The sequence below is a fragment of the Plantactinospora veratri genome, from assembly GCF_036421995.1.
In the GTDB taxonomy this organism is placed as follows: domain Bacteria; phylum Actinomycetota; class Actinomycetes; order Mycobacteriales; family Micromonosporaceae; genus Plantactinospora; species Plantactinospora veratri.
The window spans coordinates 180,251-195,572 of sequence record NZ_JAZGQL010000008.1 but is presented as its reverse complement, the minus strand read 5'-3'; the positions used below and the strand labels follow the sequence as shown (position 1 = coordinate 195,572).

13 protein-coding genes and 1 pseudogene are annotated in these 15,322 nt (G+C 73.3%); 8 read left to right on the top strand and 6 right to left on the bottom strand.

The window, feature by feature from the left end; all coding sequences use genetic code 11:
- The first annotated feature begins 42 nt into the window (after window positions 1-42).
- Both V1634_RS13070 and V1634_RS13065 read left to right on the top strand, forming a co-directional pair.
- Complete coding sequence (locus tag V1634_RS13070; protein ID WP_331208041.1) at window positions 43-996, top strand: SRPBCC family protein; 954 nt, start codon at window positions 43-45, stop codon at window positions 994-996.
- 34 nt (window positions 997-1,030) lie between these two features.
- Complete coding sequence (locus V1634_RS13065; RefSeq protein ID WP_331208040.1) at window positions 1,031-2,203, top strand: zinc-dependent alcohol dehydrogenase; 1,173 nt, start codon at window positions 1,031-1,033, stop codon at window positions 2,201-2,203.
- On the opposite strand, the gene V1634_RS13060 is transcribed toward V1634_RS13065, so the two are convergent.
- Together V1634_RS13060 and V1634_RS13055 are read right to left on the bottom strand one after the other, a co-directional pair.
- Window positions 2,181-2,588 carry a winged helix-turn-helix domain-containing protein gene (locus V1634_RS13060; RefSeq protein ID WP_331208039.1) on the bottom strand — a complete coding sequence of 136 codons (408 nt, stop codon included), beginning with the start codon at window positions 2,586-2,588 and terminating at the stop codon, window positions 2,181-2,183. The genes V1634_RS13065 and V1634_RS13060 overlap by 23 nt on opposite strands.
- Window positions 2,585-3,082 carry a hypothetical protein gene (locus tag V1634_RS13055; RefSeq protein WP_331208038.1) on the bottom strand — a complete coding sequence of 166 codons (498 nt, stop codon included), beginning with the start codon at window positions 3,080-3,082 and terminating at the stop codon, window positions 2,585-2,587. Before V1634_RS13055 ends, V1634_RS13060 begins: the two co-directional genes overlap by 4 nt.
- A 210-nt stretch (window positions 3,083-3,292) precedes the next feature.
- On the opposite strand from V1634_RS13055, the gene V1634_RS13050 reads away from it, so the two are divergent.
- A complete protein-coding gene (locus V1634_RS13050; protein ID WP_331208037.1) occupies window positions 3,293-4,246 on the top strand; it encodes a PrsW family glutamic-type intramembrane protease in 954 nt (317 codons plus the stop codon).
- Window positions 4,247-4,325: 79 nt separating this feature from the next.
- Here the strand turns inward: V1634_RS13050 and V1634_RS13045 are convergent.
- A pseudogene (locus V1634_RS13045) lies at window positions 4,326-5,144 on the bottom strand (DMT family transporter); the annotation flags it as partial.
- Between the two features lie 283 nt (window positions 5,145-5,427).
- Here V1634_RS13045 and V1634_RS13040 point away from each other — a divergent pair.
- Window positions 5,428-5,808 (top strand): DUF3817 domain-containing protein, encoded by a 381-nt coding sequence (locus V1634_RS13040; protein ID WP_331208036.1) that lies wholly within the window; start codon window positions 5,428-5,430, stop codon window positions 5,806-5,808.
- Between the two features lie 35 nt (window positions 5,809-5,843).
- Here the strand turns inward: V1634_RS13040 and V1634_RS13035 are convergent, their stop codons facing one another.
- Window positions 5,844-6,389, bottom strand: coding sequence for a hypothetical protein (locus V1634_RS13035; protein WP_331208035.1), 546 nt, complete (start codon window positions 6,387-6,389; stop codon window positions 5,844-5,846).
- Between the two features lie 212 nt (window positions 6,390-6,601).
- Here V1634_RS13035 and V1634_RS13030 point away from each other — a divergent pair, with 212 nt between their 5' ends.
- Together V1634_RS13030 and V1634_RS13025 are read left to right on the top strand one after the other, a co-directional pair.
- Complete coding sequence (locus tag V1634_RS13030) at window positions 6,602-7,726, top strand: baeRF2 domain-containing protein (RefSeq protein WP_331208034.1); 1,125 nt, start codon at window positions 6,602-6,604, stop codon at window positions 7,724-7,726.
- The gene (locus V1634_RS13025) at window positions 7,719-9,608 is read left to right on the top strand and encodes a thiamine pyrophosphate-binding protein (protein ID WP_331208033.1); all 1,890 of its coding nucleotides are present in this window, start codon (window positions 7,719-7,721) and stop codon (window positions 9,606-9,608) included. Before V1634_RS13030 ends, V1634_RS13025 begins: the two co-directional genes overlap by 8 nt.
- A 105-nt stretch (window positions 9,609-9,713) precedes the next feature.
- On the opposite strand, the gene V1634_RS13020 is transcribed toward V1634_RS13025, so the two are convergent.
- Window positions 9,714-10,169 carry a hypothetical protein gene (locus tag V1634_RS13020; RefSeq protein WP_331208032.1) on the bottom strand — a complete coding sequence of 152 codons (456 nt, stop codon included), beginning with the start codon at window positions 10,167-10,169 and terminating at the stop codon, window positions 9,714-9,716.
- Between the two features lie 191 nt (window positions 10,170-10,360).
- On the opposite strand from V1634_RS13020, the gene V1634_RS13015 reads away from it, so the two are divergent.
- Together V1634_RS13015 and V1634_RS13010 are read left to right on the top strand one after the other, a co-directional pair.
- A complete protein-coding gene (locus V1634_RS13015) occupies window positions 10,361-11,773 on the top strand; it encodes a hypothetical protein (RefSeq protein ID WP_331208031.1) in 1,413 nt (470 codons plus the stop codon).
- Between the two features lie 224 nt (window positions 11,774-11,997).
- The gene (locus V1634_RS13010) at window positions 11,998-13,134 is read left to right on the top strand and encodes a SigB/SigF/SigG family RNA polymerase sigma factor (protein ID WP_331208030.1); all 1,137 of its coding nucleotides are present in this window, start codon (window positions 11,998-12,000) and stop codon (window positions 13,132-13,134) included.
- A 36-nt stretch (window positions 13,135-13,170) separates the two neighbouring features.
- Here V1634_RS13010 and ctaD read toward each other — a convergent pair whose 3' ends face one another.
- A complete protein-coding gene (gene ctaD / locus V1634_RS13005) occupies window positions 13,171-15,225 on the bottom strand; it encodes an aa3-type cytochrome oxidase subunit I (protein WP_331208029.1) in 2,055 nt (684 codons plus the stop codon).
- Window positions 15,226-15,322: the final 97 nt, after the last annotated feature.

Below are 15,322 nucleotides of genomic sequence, written 5' to 3'. Positions count from 1 at the left end.
GTGCACGGCATCCGACGACCAGCGACGGCGAACGGGGGAACGATGCGCGGAGCACCGCTGGAGCCGCCCGAGGAGACGCTGGAGATGCCCGACGCCGACGGCCACCTCCTGCCACGCGCCCTCGGCCTGCTGAGCCTCGGCCTCGGTGCGGCGGCGCTCGCGGCGCCCGCCCAGGTCGGCAGGCTGATCGGGGTCGACGACGTGCCGGCCGGACCCGCCGTGTTGCGGGCGATCGGTGCCCGGGAACTGGTACCCGTCCCCGGCCTGCTCTTCACCCGCCGGCCGGCGGGCTGGGCCTGGACCCGGGTCGCCGGAGACGTGCTGGACCTGGTCCTGCTCGCCCGGACACTGCCACAGCGGCGCGGGGAACGCCGTCAGCGGGTCGCCGCCACCCTCGGCGTCGTCGCCGGGATCACCGCGGTCGACGTGCTGGCCGCCGTACGTAGCTGGCGCTCCGCCGGTGCTCCGCGCCGGGCCCTACGGGTCAGCGCCACCGTCACCATCAACCGGCCGGCCGACGAGGTCTACCGGTTCTGGCGGGACTTCGAGAACCTGCCCCGGTTCATGTACCACGTGGAGTCGGTCCGGAGCGACGGGGACGGCCGGTCGCACTGGACGGTCCGGGCCCCCGGTGGGCGCCGGGTCGGCTGGGACGCCGAGCTGGTCGAGGACAACCTCAGCGAGTTGATCAGCTGGCGTTCGATGCGCGGTGCCCGGGTGCCGAACGCGGGCCGGGTCCGGTTCGCCCGGGCGGCCGGCGGCCGGGGCACCGAGGTCCGGGTCGACCTGGCGTACGCGCCGCCGGGCGGGGCGGCCGGCCGAACCATCGCGAAGCTCTTCGGCGAGGAACCGGGGCAGCAGATCCGGGACGACCTGCGCCGGTTCAAGCAGGTCATCGAGACCGGTGAGGTGGTCCTGTCGGACGGCAGCCCGGCCGGGCTGGCCACCCCGCAGCAGGTACGGCAGAAGCCGGCGCGTCCACGGACCGGGCGCTGATCCGCTGACCCGACGCCGACACCGGAGGTAGTCCATGAAGGCGAACTGCTGGCAGGGCCGGGAGACCGTCCGGGTGGAGGAGGTGCCCGATCCGCGGATCATGAACTCGCGGGACGCCGTCGTACGGATCACCAGCACCGCGATCTGCGGTTCCGACCTGCACCTCTACCACGGATACATCCCGACGACGAAGCACGGCGACATCCTCGGTCACGAGTTCATGGGCGAGGTGGTCGAGGTCGGGCCGGAGGTGGGGAACCTGCGGATCGGCGACCGGGTGGTGGTGCCGTTCCCGATCGCCTGCGGCAACTGCCTGGCCTGCCAGGCCGGGCGCTACTCGCTCTGCGAGAACTCCAACCCCAACGCCGGGGTCGCGGAGAAGCTGCTCGGGCACTCGCCGGGCGGCCTCTTCGGCTACTCGCACATGCTCGGCGGGTACGCCGGCGGCCAGGCCGAGTACGCCCGGGTGCCGTTCGCCGACATCGGGCCGATCAAGGTCCCCGACGATCTTCCCGACGAGAAGGTGCTGCTGCTCTCCGACATCTTCCCGACCGGCTACATGGGTGCCGAGATGTGCGGGCTGAACGGTGGCGAGGTCGTCGCGGTCTGGGGTGCCGGCGCGGTGGGGCTGCTGGCGATGTGCAGCGCGTACCTGCTCGGCGCCGAGCGGGTGATCGCGATCGACCGTTATCCGTACCGGTTGCGGATGGCGCAGGAGCGGGCCGGCGCGGAGCCGCTGAACTACGACGAGGTCGACGTGGTCGAGGCGCTGCGCGAGCTGACCGGCGGGCGTGGCCCGGACGCCTGCATCGACGCGGTCGGCATGGAGGCGCACCACTCCTCGGCGGTGCTGGCCGGCTACGACCGGGCCAAGCAGTCGGTCCGGCTGGAGACCGACCGGCCGCACGCACTGCGCGAGGCGATCATGAGCTGCCGCAACGGCGGTACGGTCTCGGTGATCGGCGCGTACGCCGGTTTCATCGACAAGTTCCCGATCGGCTCGCTGATGAACCGGTCGCTGACGTTGCGCAGCGGGCAGTGCCACGTGCAGCGCTACACCCGGCTGCTGCTGGACCGGATCCGTCGCGGCGAGCTGGATCCGAGCTTTGTCATCACGCACCGGCTGCGGCTCGACGACGCGCCGATCGGCTACGAGATGTTCCGGCAGAAGGCGGACGACTGCGTCAAGGTCGTGCTGAAGACCTGACCGGGCCTGCTCCGGAGGGTCCCGGGACGGCGTTCCGCCCGCCGTCGGCGCCCGGGGTACCGGCCGGGCGGCCGCTGCCGGGACCGCCCGGCCGGGCCCGGGCGACGATCTCGTCCAGCGCGGCGACGTGCCCGTCGAAGGCGGTCAGCCCGGCGTCGGTGAGCGTCACCCAGGTACGCCGGAGGCCCCGCCCCCGGTTCTCCTTGTGCACGGTGACGTAACCCGCCGCGCCGAGCGCGCTGATGTGCTTGGACAGTGCGGAGTCGCTGAGCCCCAACTGCTCACGCAGATAGCTGAACTCCGCCGCGTCGACCGGGGCGAGCAGGGCGACGAGCGAGAGCCGGGCCGGTGCGTGGATCAGCTCGTCGAACCGGGGCCGGGTCACCGGGCTCCGGTCCGTGGGGGATTCCGTGGGTCGGAGAGCGGCGGGCGCCCGTAGGCGACCCGGTACAGCCAGCGGGTCATGGCCGCCATCACCAGGGCGGACGGGATGGCGCCGAGGACCGAGGTCAATCCTCCCGGTACGAGCGGCTGGAGCAGCAGCCGGGTCAGCGCGTACGTGCCGGCGAGCCCGACCAGCCAGCCGGCGGTGCCCAGCAGGTTGCCGGGGCTCCAGGCGTTCCGGCGGTACCGCACGGTGCCGCCGGCCGACCGTCGCGCCTGCGCGACGTGCCCGGCGACCAGCAGTGCGGCGCCGACGGCCAGGGTGAGCAGCGGCACCGGGAACGGAAAGTCCAGCCCGGCCATCGCCAGGTAGTAGCCGCCGACCGTCAGCAGGATGAACGGTCGGCCGGGATGTTGCCGGGCCAGTTCGGCCCGGACCTGCTGGTCGCGGCTGCGAACCTCGTCGAGCGCGACCCGGGCCTGCTCGGCCTCCATCGATCCTCCTCGGTGCCCCGGCTGCGGTGCCCGGTGCCGGACACCTACTTTCCAATCAAGAAAGTAACACCGACTTTCCGTTCAGGAAAGTACGTCGGTCAGGTGCCGCCTCCTTGAATCGCCGGCACGTTCGACCCCCACCGCAGCGGGTACGCCCCGAACCCAGCCCCGGATCGGCCACCAGGGCGCGACGGACCGTGCGGAGGCGCGATGGACGGCGTCGGCAGGCAGTGGACGGTGTCGATCGCGCCGCGCCGTCAGTGGCTGCGGATCTTCCTGGTCGGCCTGGCGCTCTGGCTCGCCACGGTGGCGGTCATCTTCCTCACCGGCAACCCCACCCTGCTGCCCACCCTGGTGCTGCTCGGCAGCTTCCTGGTGCCGGTGACCTTCGTCGCCTGGGCGTTCCAGCGCCGGGACACCGGCGAGGTCACCGTGAGCGCGGTCTTCGGCACCTTCCTCGCCGGGGGCGTGCTCGGGATCCTCGCCTCGGCCGTGCTGGAGTCGTACCTGCTGCGCCCGTCGGTGCTGCTCTTCCTCGGGGTCGGCCTGATCGAAGAGGCCGCCAAGCTGGCCGCGCTGGCGCTGCTGACCCGGCATCTCGCGGCGAAGACCATCCGGGACGGGATGATCCTCGGCGCCGCGGTCGGCTTCGGCTTCTCCGCACTGGAGTCCGCCGGGTACGCCTTCATCGCGCTCTTCACCGTGCAGGGCCTCTCGGTGGTGCAGGTGGTGCAGACGGAGATCCTGCGCGGCCTGGTGGCGCCGGTCGGGCACGGGCTCTGGACCGCCATCCTCGGCGGTGTGCTCTTCGCGCCGAGCGGGCGGGAGCACTTCGTGATCGGGCTGCGCCTGCTCTACGCCTATCTGGGCGTGGCGATCCTGCACGCGCTCTGGGACGCGATGCACGTGATCGCGTTCTACCTGACCCTGGTCTTCACCGACGCGCGCGGCCTGCTCACCCTGGACGGCTCCCTGGGCCGGTTGACCCCGGTCCAGGCGGTGTTGATGCCGGTGCTGGAAGGGCTTGGGCTGACGCTCGTCGCCGCGATCGGGGTCGTCTGGCTGGTGGTGCTGTGGCGGTCCGCCCGGCACGGACCGGGGCGACCGGGGAGCGGCTGGCGGGTGCCGACCGGTTCGGGCAGGGCAGCGGCACCGCGCCCCTGAGCCGGGCCGGACCCCGACGCCCGGGCCGCGACCGACGCCGACCCGGCGCGGGCTGGTCGGCCGCGGCGAGTCGCAGTACGCCCCAGGCGGCGAGGCCGGCACCGGCCGTCGCGGCGAGGCCGCCCCAGTAGCCGCCCGCCGTCCGCTCCCCGAGCAGCAGGACGGCGATGGCGGCCGAGGCGACCGGGTTGGCCAGGGTGACGGTGGCCAGCGGCGCGCCCAGGCCGACGCCCCGGTAGGCGACCTGGGAGAGCAGCAGCCCGGCGGCGGCCATTCCGGCCACCGCCACCGCTAGGCCGACGGTGGGCAGCGGCGCTCCGCCGTCGGCGACGACGCCGGAGACGAGTTGGGTGAGCGCGGAGGCCACCGCGAAGGCGATTCCGGCCGCGGTCGCGGTGAGCAGGCTGCGCGGCAACGCCGACCGGCTCGCCCGGCCGGCCAGAGCCAGCACGGCCACCAGCGCGCCGGCCACCCCGGTCAGCGCCCAGCCCTGCCCCGGCCGGAGGTCGTGGTCGCCCGCCCCGGGCAGCGTCAGCGCCAGCAGCAGCACCAGGCCGGCCACCGTGGCGGCGGCCCCGGACCACTGCCGGGCCGACGCCCGGCGACCGATGGTGGCCGCCGCGATCGGCAGCGCGAGGACCAGGGTGAGTACGCCCAGCGGCTGCACGACCGAGAGCGGCCCGTACGCCAACGCGGCGACGTGCAGGGCCGCGCCCGCGCCGTTGCCCGCCACCGACAGCCACCAGCCGGACCGGCGCAGGACGGTGCCGAGATAGCCCCGCCCTGCGTCCCCCGTCGGTCCGGCCTGACTGGCGAGCCGTTCCTGTAGGACCGCCGCTCCCGCGTACGCCGCTGCCGAGGCCACCGACAAGACGATCGCCAGTACCAGTGCGATCACGGTCGGCCCCCGAGACCATGAATCGTCATGACCTCATGATCCTCCGTGACCGCTCTCCTGACGTCCCCCCGTGGTGGGCATCACCCGTACGCCGCTGGGTGTAGAACGGCTCCGGCCGGTTCACCCGAGAGGGTGAGGGCCTCCTCCCCACGGCGGGTACCGATCGTGCGCAGGGGCCGGTCCGGCGGGGCGGGGCGGCGACGTCGCCTAAGCTGTCAGCCGGACCGGATCGGAGGCGGTCGGCCGGCGGTGGCGTCGAGCCGACCAGCGGAGGAGGAGCGGGATGCACCGCACGGCGGTGAGGCTGTTCGTGCTGGCGGCGGTCGCCGAGGCGATCTCCTGGCTGGGGCTGCTGGTCGGGATGGCGGTCAAGTACGGCCCGCCGGGCAACGAGATCGCGGTGCAGATCTTCGGCCCGGTGCACGGTGGACTCTTCGTCGCGTACGTCGGTCTGGTCCTGCTGGTGGCCCGGCTGGGCCGGTGGCGCTGGCTGACCGCCGTCGTCGCGCTGGCCTGCGCGGTGCCGCCGTTCGCCACCATCGTCTTCGAGCGGTGGGCCCGCCGTCGTGGCCTGCTCAGCGTCGCTTCCGGTGACCAGGCTGGCGGTGCGGTGGAGCCGACGACCGGCCTGGACCGGCCGCTGGAGGACGCGGCCCGACCGTGACCCCGGCCGGGCGGCGTGACCCCGGCCGGGCGGGGTCAGCGCCCCAGCACCAGCCAGGCGACGAGCGCGCCGATCAGCAGCAGGCCGATCGCGGCCTGGAGCAGCAGCGCCGGGCCGAGGTGTGACCAGAGGGTCGGAGTACGCGGCGTGAGCAGCTGACCGGTGGTCAGGTTGACGATCCGCTCGACCCGGGGTGCGAGCCCGGCGTCCTTCTGCGAACGTACGGTCACCTGGATGTGGTCCGCCGGTTCCAGCGCGCTCTGCGGCAGGTGTCCGTGGATCTCCATCTCGCAGAGCACACCGCTGCCGTCGCGCACCCGCAGCGGCGTCACCAGGAACTCCGGCCCCTTGCGCAGGTCCTTCCACTTCCGTCTCGCGCCCGCGCCGGCACCGGCCCGGAGCACCGAGGCGATCAGCAGCAGCACCACCTTGACCACCGCCGCCGTGCCGAGTACGGCGACCAGGACGGGCTGCCCGATCCGGACCTCCCGGGAGTAGCCCTCCATCAGCCGTACGACGTGACCGGTGATGACCGGTCCGGGGCGCCAGGCGACCCGTTCGGGAAACAGTTCACCGTCCATGCGTTCACCACCGAGAGTCCGCTCCCGAGCACGAATTGTATCGATCATGACGAATGAACCGGCAGTGAGTGAATGTGTTTCACGTAATGTGACGATCCGCTCACTCCTGGCTGCTCAGTGCGTTTCGGGCACCGGCCGGGGCCGGGAGGAGGCCGCCGAGGTGACAAGCCGACCGGCGTGGGTAACCCCGGCGCGAGGAGAGGGGACGACCCATGCAGCTGTCCTTCCTACGTCCGATCTGTGCCCATCCCGGCCCGTGGACGTCGGTCTACCTGGACGCCTCCCGGGACACCCACGACGCCCATCCCGCGCTCGACCTGCGCTGGCGGGCCCTCCAGGAACGGCTGGCGGAGCAGCGGACCGACCCGCGCGACGTCGCGGCCCTCGACGCCGTGGTCCGGGGGCACGACCCGATTCCCGGCGACTACGGACTCGCCGCGTTCGCCACCGGCGGCGAGGTGGTACTCACCGAGTACCTCTCCGCCCCGCCGCTGAAGGACATCGCCGCGCACGGCCCGGTCGCGCACACCATGCCGCTGGTCGCCCAGCGCCGCGAACAGATCCCCTGGGTCCGGGTGCTCGCCAACCGCACCGGCGCCGGCCTGGACGCGGTGAGCGCCGGCGGCGTACCCCGGCACGCCCGGGTCGAGGGCGGCAACCGGTGGCCGCTGCGCAAGGTGCACCCGGGCGGCTGGTCGCAACCGCACTACCAGCACGCGGCGGAGCTGGCCTGGCAGCGCAACGCCGGCGACGCCGCCTCGGCCACCGCCGCACTGGCCGAACGGGTCGGCGCCGAGGTGATCGTGGTCGCCGGGGAGACCCGGGCCCGGCAGTTGCTCGCCGCCCAACTCCCGGACTTCTGGCAGGACCGGGTGGTGCAGACCGACGCCGGGTTCCCGGCCGCCGGCGCGGACCAGACCGCCCTCGACGACGTCACCGTGCAGGCCATCGCCGAGGTCGCCGCCGCGCACGCCGACGTGGCCCTGGACAGGTTCGGCATGCAGCGCGACGTCGGCGCCGGCCTGGACGCGGTGGTGACCGCGCTGCAACGCGGCCAGGTGGACACCATGCTGATCGTGGACGACCCCTCCTCGACCGACGAACTCTGGATCGGTCCGGAGCCGACCGACATCGCCACCGGTCCCGACGAACTCCTGGCCATCTCCGTCGAGCAGCCGCAGCGGGTACGCGCCGACGCCGCCCTGGTCCGCGCGCTGGTCGGCACCGACGCCGGAGTCACGGTGCTCGGCCCCGAGCAGGCACCCGACCTCACCGACGGGGTCGGCGCGGTGCTGCGCTACGTCGACGCCAGCACCCCGGCGGACCGCAATGGCTGACCCCGGACGGTCGGCGGTGCGGACGAGCACGGTGACGGCGGACCGGACCATCGCCGACCTGCTGGTCGAACGGCTGCGCGCCTGGCGGGTGCCCCGGGTGTTCGGGGAACCGGGCGAGGGGGTGGCGCTGATCGTCGACGCGCTGCGCCGGGCCGGCGGCGACCCCGGGTTCGTACCGTCCCGGCAGCCGGAGGCGGCCGGATTCATGGCGGCCGGGCACGCCAAGTACACCGGTACGGTCGGGGTGTGCCTGGCCACCCAGGGACCGGGCGCGCTGCACCTGCTCGGCGGCCTCTACGACGCCAAGCTGGACAGCAAGCCGATGGTGGCGATCGTCGGGCAGCAGACGTACAGCGCGCTGGGCAGCGCCTACCAGGAGATCGAGCTGCCCCGGCTCTTCGGTGACGCCTGCGCCCAGTTCCTGCGTACCGCCGCCGTGCCGGAACAGGTGCCGTACCTGGTCGACCAGGCCATCCGTACCGCCGTGTCGACCCGGAGCCCGACCTGCCTGGTGGTGCCGCACGACCTGCTCGGGTACTCCGTACCCGACGGGATGCCGCACCCCGACGGCGGCGGAGTGCTCGCCTCGGCGCCCGGCCTTCCTCCGGCCCGGGTGGTCCCGCACGAGGAGGACCTCAACGCCGCCGCCCAACTGCTCAGCGCGGGACAGCGGGTCGCGATCCTGGTCGGCCAGGGTGCCTACGGCGCCGCCGACGAGATCGTCGAACTCGCCGACCGGCTCGACGCCGGGGTGGCGACCTCGCTGCTCGGCAAGCCGGTGCTGGACGAACGGCTGCCCTACCACACGGGCGTGCTCGGCCAGGTCGGCACGGCGGCGAGCGCGCAGCTGATGGCCGGCTGCGACACCCTGCTGATGGTCGGCACGAACGACCCGTGGACCGGCTACTACCCGGTGCCGGGGCAGGCCACGGCGGTGCAGATCGACATCGACGGCAGCCGGCTGGCCAGCCGGTATCCGATCGACGTCCCGCTGGTCGGCGACGCCCGGGAGACGCTGCGGGCGCTGCTGTCCCGGGTGCCGCAGCGGCGCAACCGGGACTGGCGCGACATGATCGAGGGGGCCGTCGACCGGGCCCGGGTCGAGTGCGACGCCCGGGCCGAGGAGCGGACCGGGGGGTTGAACCCGAGGCTGGTGCTCCGGGAACTCTCGGCCCGGCTGCCGGTCGACGCGTCGGTCGCGGTGGACGTCGGGTCCGTGACCTACTGGTACGCCCGGCACCTGCAACTGTCGCCCGGAGTACGGGCACATCTCTGCGGCACGCTCGCCTCGGTCGGTTCGGCGGTGCCGTACGCCATCGCGGCGAAGTTCGCCCAGCCCGACCGGCCGGTCGTGGTCCTGCTCGGCGACGGCGCCATGCAGTCCGGCGGGCTCGCCGAGCTGATCACCGTGGCGCAGCACTGGCCGGAGTGGCCGGATCCCCGGATGGTGGTGCTGGTGCTCAACAACTCCGACCGGACCGGCCGGGGCGGCGAGCCGGAGCGCGGGCCGGACGCCGAACCCGTCCGGGCGCCCTGGCCGGATCTGGACCGGCCGGCCGCACCCGGGTTGCCGACACCGGAGGCGATACGCGCCGGAGACATCCCGTACGCCGGCTGGGCCCGGCTGCTCGGGTTGCACGGCATCGGGGTCGACCGGCCGGACCAGATCGGGCCGGCCTGGGAGGAGGCGCTCGCCGCCGACCGACCCACCCTGATCGAGGCGGTGGTCGACCCGTCGATCCCGCTGGACGCGCCGGAACAGCCCTTCGCCGACCTGCGCGGCCTGCTGGCCGGCCGGGGCGAGGAGGGCGCCGGCACGGCGGTCCGCGGCCGGGCAGAGGCCCTGGCGCATCGCGCCGCCAACGGCGCCGACCTCGTCTGACGTCGGTCCGGGATCCCGTCTGACGGCCGTGCCGGATCTCGTCCGACGCCCGTTCGGGATCTCGTCTGACGGCCGTGTGCGACCTCGGCTGACGGTCGTGTGGGATCAGGCGCGTTCGACCTGGCGGCCGGACCACTGCTCGACCAGCCGGATCGCCTCGTCGGCCGGGACGTCGGCCCCGTCGACCGAACCGAGCCAGATCGGCGTACGCGCCCCGGCCGGCCAGGCCGCCAGCAGTCGCTGGTCGCCGGTCCCGGGGTGCAGGCTCAGCCTGGTGACCCGGGCCCAGGCCAGCACGCCCTGCCGCCCGGTACGGATCCCGTCCGGGCCCGCCGACCGGCCGGCCCGGCCGCGCCGTTCCGCCAGTACCAGACCGACCGCCACCAGCAGGCCGGCCAGGCTGGTCACCAGGGTCGCCACCGCGATCGGGCGCAGCCCGTCGCCGGAGGCCGTCTGCCAGCCGGCCACCCCCGCCACCACCAGGGCGAACGGGACGACCGCGACGGCGAAATAGCTGGCGTACCGGGGGCCGCCGGCCGGTCCGAAGCTCAACTGGGTCACAACCGACGATCATCCGGATTCGGCCCGCCCGGAGCAAACCAGACCGACACCCGGGCGTGGCGGGCCGGGAGCACCGGGGGCCGGACATAACGGCCCGTCCTCCGAATTGCGCCCGGCAGGTTGCTGACCGCCCGTTTGAACCCGATCGGGACGGGAAGGCCCGGGCAGCGCTGACGAGGGAGGTGGGCCCGGTGCGGGAGACACAGGAGTGGCTGGCCGCGGGCGGGTCCGGGCTCCCCGGACCGGACCGCATCGTGTCGGCGGAGAGCACCGGACGGGTGCTGCTGGCCGTGGCGTCCCGCGCGGTCCGTGGCCAGGACTGCGCCGATCTCGGGTACCACCCGCTGCTGTCGCGCTTCCGGGGCGCGCCGGAGGCGGTACGCCGCTCCGCGCTGGCCCGGGCGGCCACCCGCACGGCGCTCACCGCCGACCAGGCCGGGGCGCTCGACGCCGAGCGGGTGGCCCGGTGGATGGTCGAGCACTACCCGCCGCGCTGGTACCCCGGTGTCGTGATCGGCTCTCCGCACGGCGGGGCGGTGCACCTGGCCACCGCGATGGGCGTGCCCTGGCTGCCGGCCGGCTTCGAGGTGTCGGTGCAGTGGCCGGAGGGCCGGGTCGACAAACCGGTCGAGGCGTCGGCGTACGGCGCCCGGGTCGCGGCCCGGGTGATCGGGGGCAACTCGGGGGTGCGGGTACGGCAGGTGCACGATCCGGCCGGTCGGGGCGTACTGGCCGGCTCGACGGTCTCCCTGGTGGTCCGCTGGGACCGGCTGTCGGAGGCGTACCGGGAGTTCCTCGGCAGCCGGCTGGCGCCGGGTGCTCCGGTACTGCTGCTGCGGGACGTGCGCACCTGGCCGGTGGTCGACGCCGGTGACGGGCACAGCTTCCAGCTCGGCGGGCCGGCCAGCGGGCTGGAGCCGACCGACTACCGGGCCGGCAGCGATCTGCTCGGGCAGGTGCTGCGCGGGGCCGGCGGTGACGGGGCGAGTTGGGACGCTCCGGAGGGCGGCCGAACCGGATACGCCGAACAGGGCGTCGAGCCCGGTTTCGAGACGAGCCTGCTGGACTGGGTACGTGGCGCCGGCAGCCCGCTGCACCGGGTGCTCTTCCCCGGCCCGGACGCGCTCAGTGCCGCCGCCGCGGACGTGTACCGGAGCTGGCTGCGCGGGGCCGGCAAGAGCGGGGACCGCTGCGTGGTGGAGTGCGGGCGGCTGATCGACCCGTGGCAGGTGGTCCGGGCCGGCCTGGTGCCGTACTGGTGCGAGAACGCCACCGCGCGCAGTGTGGCCGGGGCGGAGTGGTGGCTCGCCGGCAGTGCCCCGTTCAGCTCGCTGGACGTACTCCCGGAGCCGCCCGGGCTGCGCTCGCCGGCCCTGGCCGGACTGCCGCAGTGGCTCGCGGTGGCCTCCTTCGGGCGCCGCCGTCGGGCCGTGGACCGGGTCGCCGCCCGGGGCTACCCGGTGACCTCGGTAGCCACCCGGCACGCCACCGAGGTACTCCGGAACCAGCCGTACGACCTGCCGGCGCCCGCACCGCTGCGGGTGGTGGAGGCGCTGGCCGGGCTGCGGGCCAGCGGTGCCCCGCAGGGTCTGCTGATCTGCTGATCCGCCTGATCGCAAAACTCCTCGCGACAGTCACGTGGCGTGATTGAGTACCTACAGGGCGGGAAGAACGCTGACTGCTGCTGGTCAACCGCGCTGCGCAACGCAGTGTGCGGTGTTCGCTCGTCAGTTTCGGTACATGTTCGCTTCCGGCACGGTGACGTTCCGTACGGCACCGATGACCGGATTCGCATCCCGGGCGGGGGACCTTCCTGAGGGAGGCGCGGATGTTCGGACAGATCACCACGACACCACCGGCCGAGCGGGGGCTGGAGGACCTGGACGCGGCCGCGCTGGCATACGCGGCGCGGATCGCCGGCCTGCCGCCGGAACGCCGGCAGGAGGCCCGGGACGACCTCGTCCGGTTCGCCCTGCCGTTCGCCGGCAGGTTGGCCCGGCGCTACCGCGGCCGGGGTGAACCACTGGAGGACCTGGAACAGGTGGCCCGGTTGGGCCTGGTGAACGCGGTCGACCGGTATGACCCGGAACGGGGTTCGTTCACCGCGTACGCCGCGATCACCATCGTCGGCGAGATCAAACGGCACTTCCGGGACCGGACCTGGGGTGTGCACGTACCGCGGCGGCTGCGCGACCTGATCCTGGAGGTCGGCCAGGCGACGGCGGCGTTGACCAGCGAGTTGTCCCGGGCGCCGAGCGTGGCCGAGCTGGCCGCCCGGCTGGAGACGCCGGAGGAGGAGATCCTCGCGGCACTGGAGTCGGCGGCCGGCTACAGCCCGGCCTCGCTGAACGCCCCGGTCGGCGGGGAGAGTTCGGCGGAGTTCGGCGACCTCGTCGGCGAGTCCGACTCCGACCTCGAGTCGGTCGACGACCGGGTGACGGTCAGCGGGCTGCTCGGCCGGCTGCCCTGGCGGGAGCGGCGGATCCTGGCCATGCGCTTCTACGGCAACCAGACCCAGGCCGAGATCGCCGCCCGGTTCGGCATCTCGCAGATGCACGTCTCCCGGCTGCTTTCCCGGGCGCTCACCTGGCTGCGGCAGGCGATGCTCGCCGACTCGCCGGCTCCGTGGCAGGTCGGCGGGGCCGAGGCGGGCGGAGCGCCGGCCCGGCTCGAGGTGCGCCAGGCAGGGGAGCGGGTGGTGGTCGAGGTGACCGGGGAGATCGACCGGGACACCGCGGAGCAGTTGCGCCAAGCGGTGGTCGAGGCGGTCGCCGACCGGCATCCGACGGAAGTGGCGATCGACCTGACCGACGTGGCGAAGTTGGACGGACCGGCCCTGGCTGCCCTGGTCGCCGGCCGGGATGCCGCACACCGGGCCGGGGTCCGGTGGCGGCTGGCTCGGGCACAACCGGCGGTGCAGCATTCGCTCAGCGCCGCCGGCCTGGTCGCGTTGCCGGCGGACTGACCGGCATTCCGGTACCTGCCGGTGCGCCGCTCGTCGTCATCGGCCGTCCTCCTCCTCTTCCGGCTGCTCGTCGCCGAGCGCCCGTCCGGTCCGCCACCGCGGGCTGTCCGGGCCGCCCCGGGCGGTGTCGTCGACGGTTTCGTCGGGCCTGCTCGGCTCGAACGCCGGCCGGCGTACCTCGTGTGGCTCCGGCACCTCGATGGGGCGGGCACCGGAGTCGGCCGGCGGGTGGTGCGCGACGGCGGCCTCGGCGCCGTGCGCCCCCTCGGGGGCCGGGACCTCGCCCTCGGGGTGACGCGTCTCGGGCCGCAGTTCGTCGCGGACCACCTGGGGCGGTCGGGTGGACCGCTGCGGCATGTCCCGGCCGAGGTCGGCGACGAGCGGGCCGTACTTGGCGTCGAAGGCGGGCCGCTCCGACCGGATCCGGGGCATCCGGTCGAAGTTCCGCAGCGGCGGCGGGCAGCTGGTCGCCCACTCCAGGCTGTTGCCGAAGCCCCAGGGGTCGTCGACCGCCACCATCCGGCCGAACCGCCAGGACTTCCAGACGTTGTAGATGAAGAAGAGCGTGGAGAAGCCGAGCACGAAAGAGCTGATCGTGGAAAAGGTGTTCAGCGCGGTGAAGCCGTCGGTCGGCAGGTAGTCGGCGTACCGGCGGGGCATCCCCTCGTTGCCGAGCCAGTGGTGCACCAGGAAGGTGCCGTGGAAGCCGAGGAACATGGTCCAGAAGTGCACCCGGCCGAGTCGTTCGTCGAGGAGCCGGCCGGTCATCTTCGGGAACCAGAAGTACACCCCGGCGAAGGCGGCGAAGACGATCGTGCCGAAGAGCACGTAGTGGAAGTGGCCGACCACGAAGTAGGTGTCGGTGGTGTGGAAGTCCGCCGGCGGGCTGGCCAGCAGCACCCCGGTCAACCCGCCGAAGAGGAAGGTGACCAGGAACCCGATCGAGAAGAGCATCGGCGTCTCGAAGGTCAACTGCCCCTTCCACATCGTCCCGATCCAGTTGAAGAACTTCACTCCGGTCGGTACGGCGATCAGATAGCTCAGCCAGCTGAAGAACGGCAGCAGCACCTGGCCGGTGCCGAACATGTGGTGCGCCCAGACCGTCATCGACAGGATCGTGATCGCGATCGTCGCGGCGACCAGGCCCTTGTAGCCGAAGATCGGCTTGCGGCTGAAGACCGGGATGACCTCGGTGATGATGCCGAAGAACGGCAGCGCCACGATGTAGACCTCGGGATGGCCGAAGAACCAGAACAGGTGCTGCCAGAGCAGCGGGCCGCCGTTGACCGGGTCGTAGACGTGCGCGCCGATCCTGCGGTCGGCGTAGAGCGCGAGCAGCGCGGCGGCGAGCAGTGGGAAGACCAGTACCACCAGCAGGGCGGTGAAGAGCATGTTCCAGGTGAAGATCGGCATCCGGAACATGGTCATCCCGGGCGCCCGCAGGGTCAGGATGGTGGTGATCAGGTTGACCGCGCCGAGGATGGTGCCGAGGCCGGAGAGGACCAGTCCGATCACCCACATGTCCGGGCCGATCCCCGGCGAGTGCTGGTCCCGACTCAGCGGCGCGTACGCGGTCCAGCCGAAGTCCGCCGAGCCGTTCGGGGTGAGGAAGCCGGCCAGCACCAGCGAACCGCCGAGCAGGTAGAGCCAGTACGCCAGCGCGTTGAGCCGCGGGAACGACACGTCCGGCGCACCGATCTGCAACGGTACGACGTAGTTGCCGAAGGCGAGCGCCAGCGGGGTGGCGAAGAGCAGCAGCATGATCGTGCCGTGCGCGGTGAAGAGCTGGTTGTACTGCTCCGGCGAGAGGAACTGCAGTCCCGGCCGGCCCAGCTCGGCGCGCATCAGCATCGCCATCGCGCCGGCGATGACGAAGAAGCCGAACGACGTGGTGAGGTAGAGCAGGCCGATCTGCTTGGCGTCGGTGGTGCCGAGTAGCCGGATCAGCGTGCTGCCCCGGATCGCCCTGCGTATCGGGCCCGGATGGGCGCCGGACCGGGAGGGCGCCAGGACCAACGGCCCGCGCTCCGGTCCGTGCTCCCGCTCCGGTCCGTGCTCCTGCCCGGGTTCGGTGACCGCCCGCTTCGGCATCCCCGGCTCACCTCGTAGCTGTCACGGCTAGGACGAGGGGCGGCTACCCGGTAATCCGACGGCGAAACCCGGCACACCGCCTATTTCGCTCGCCCTG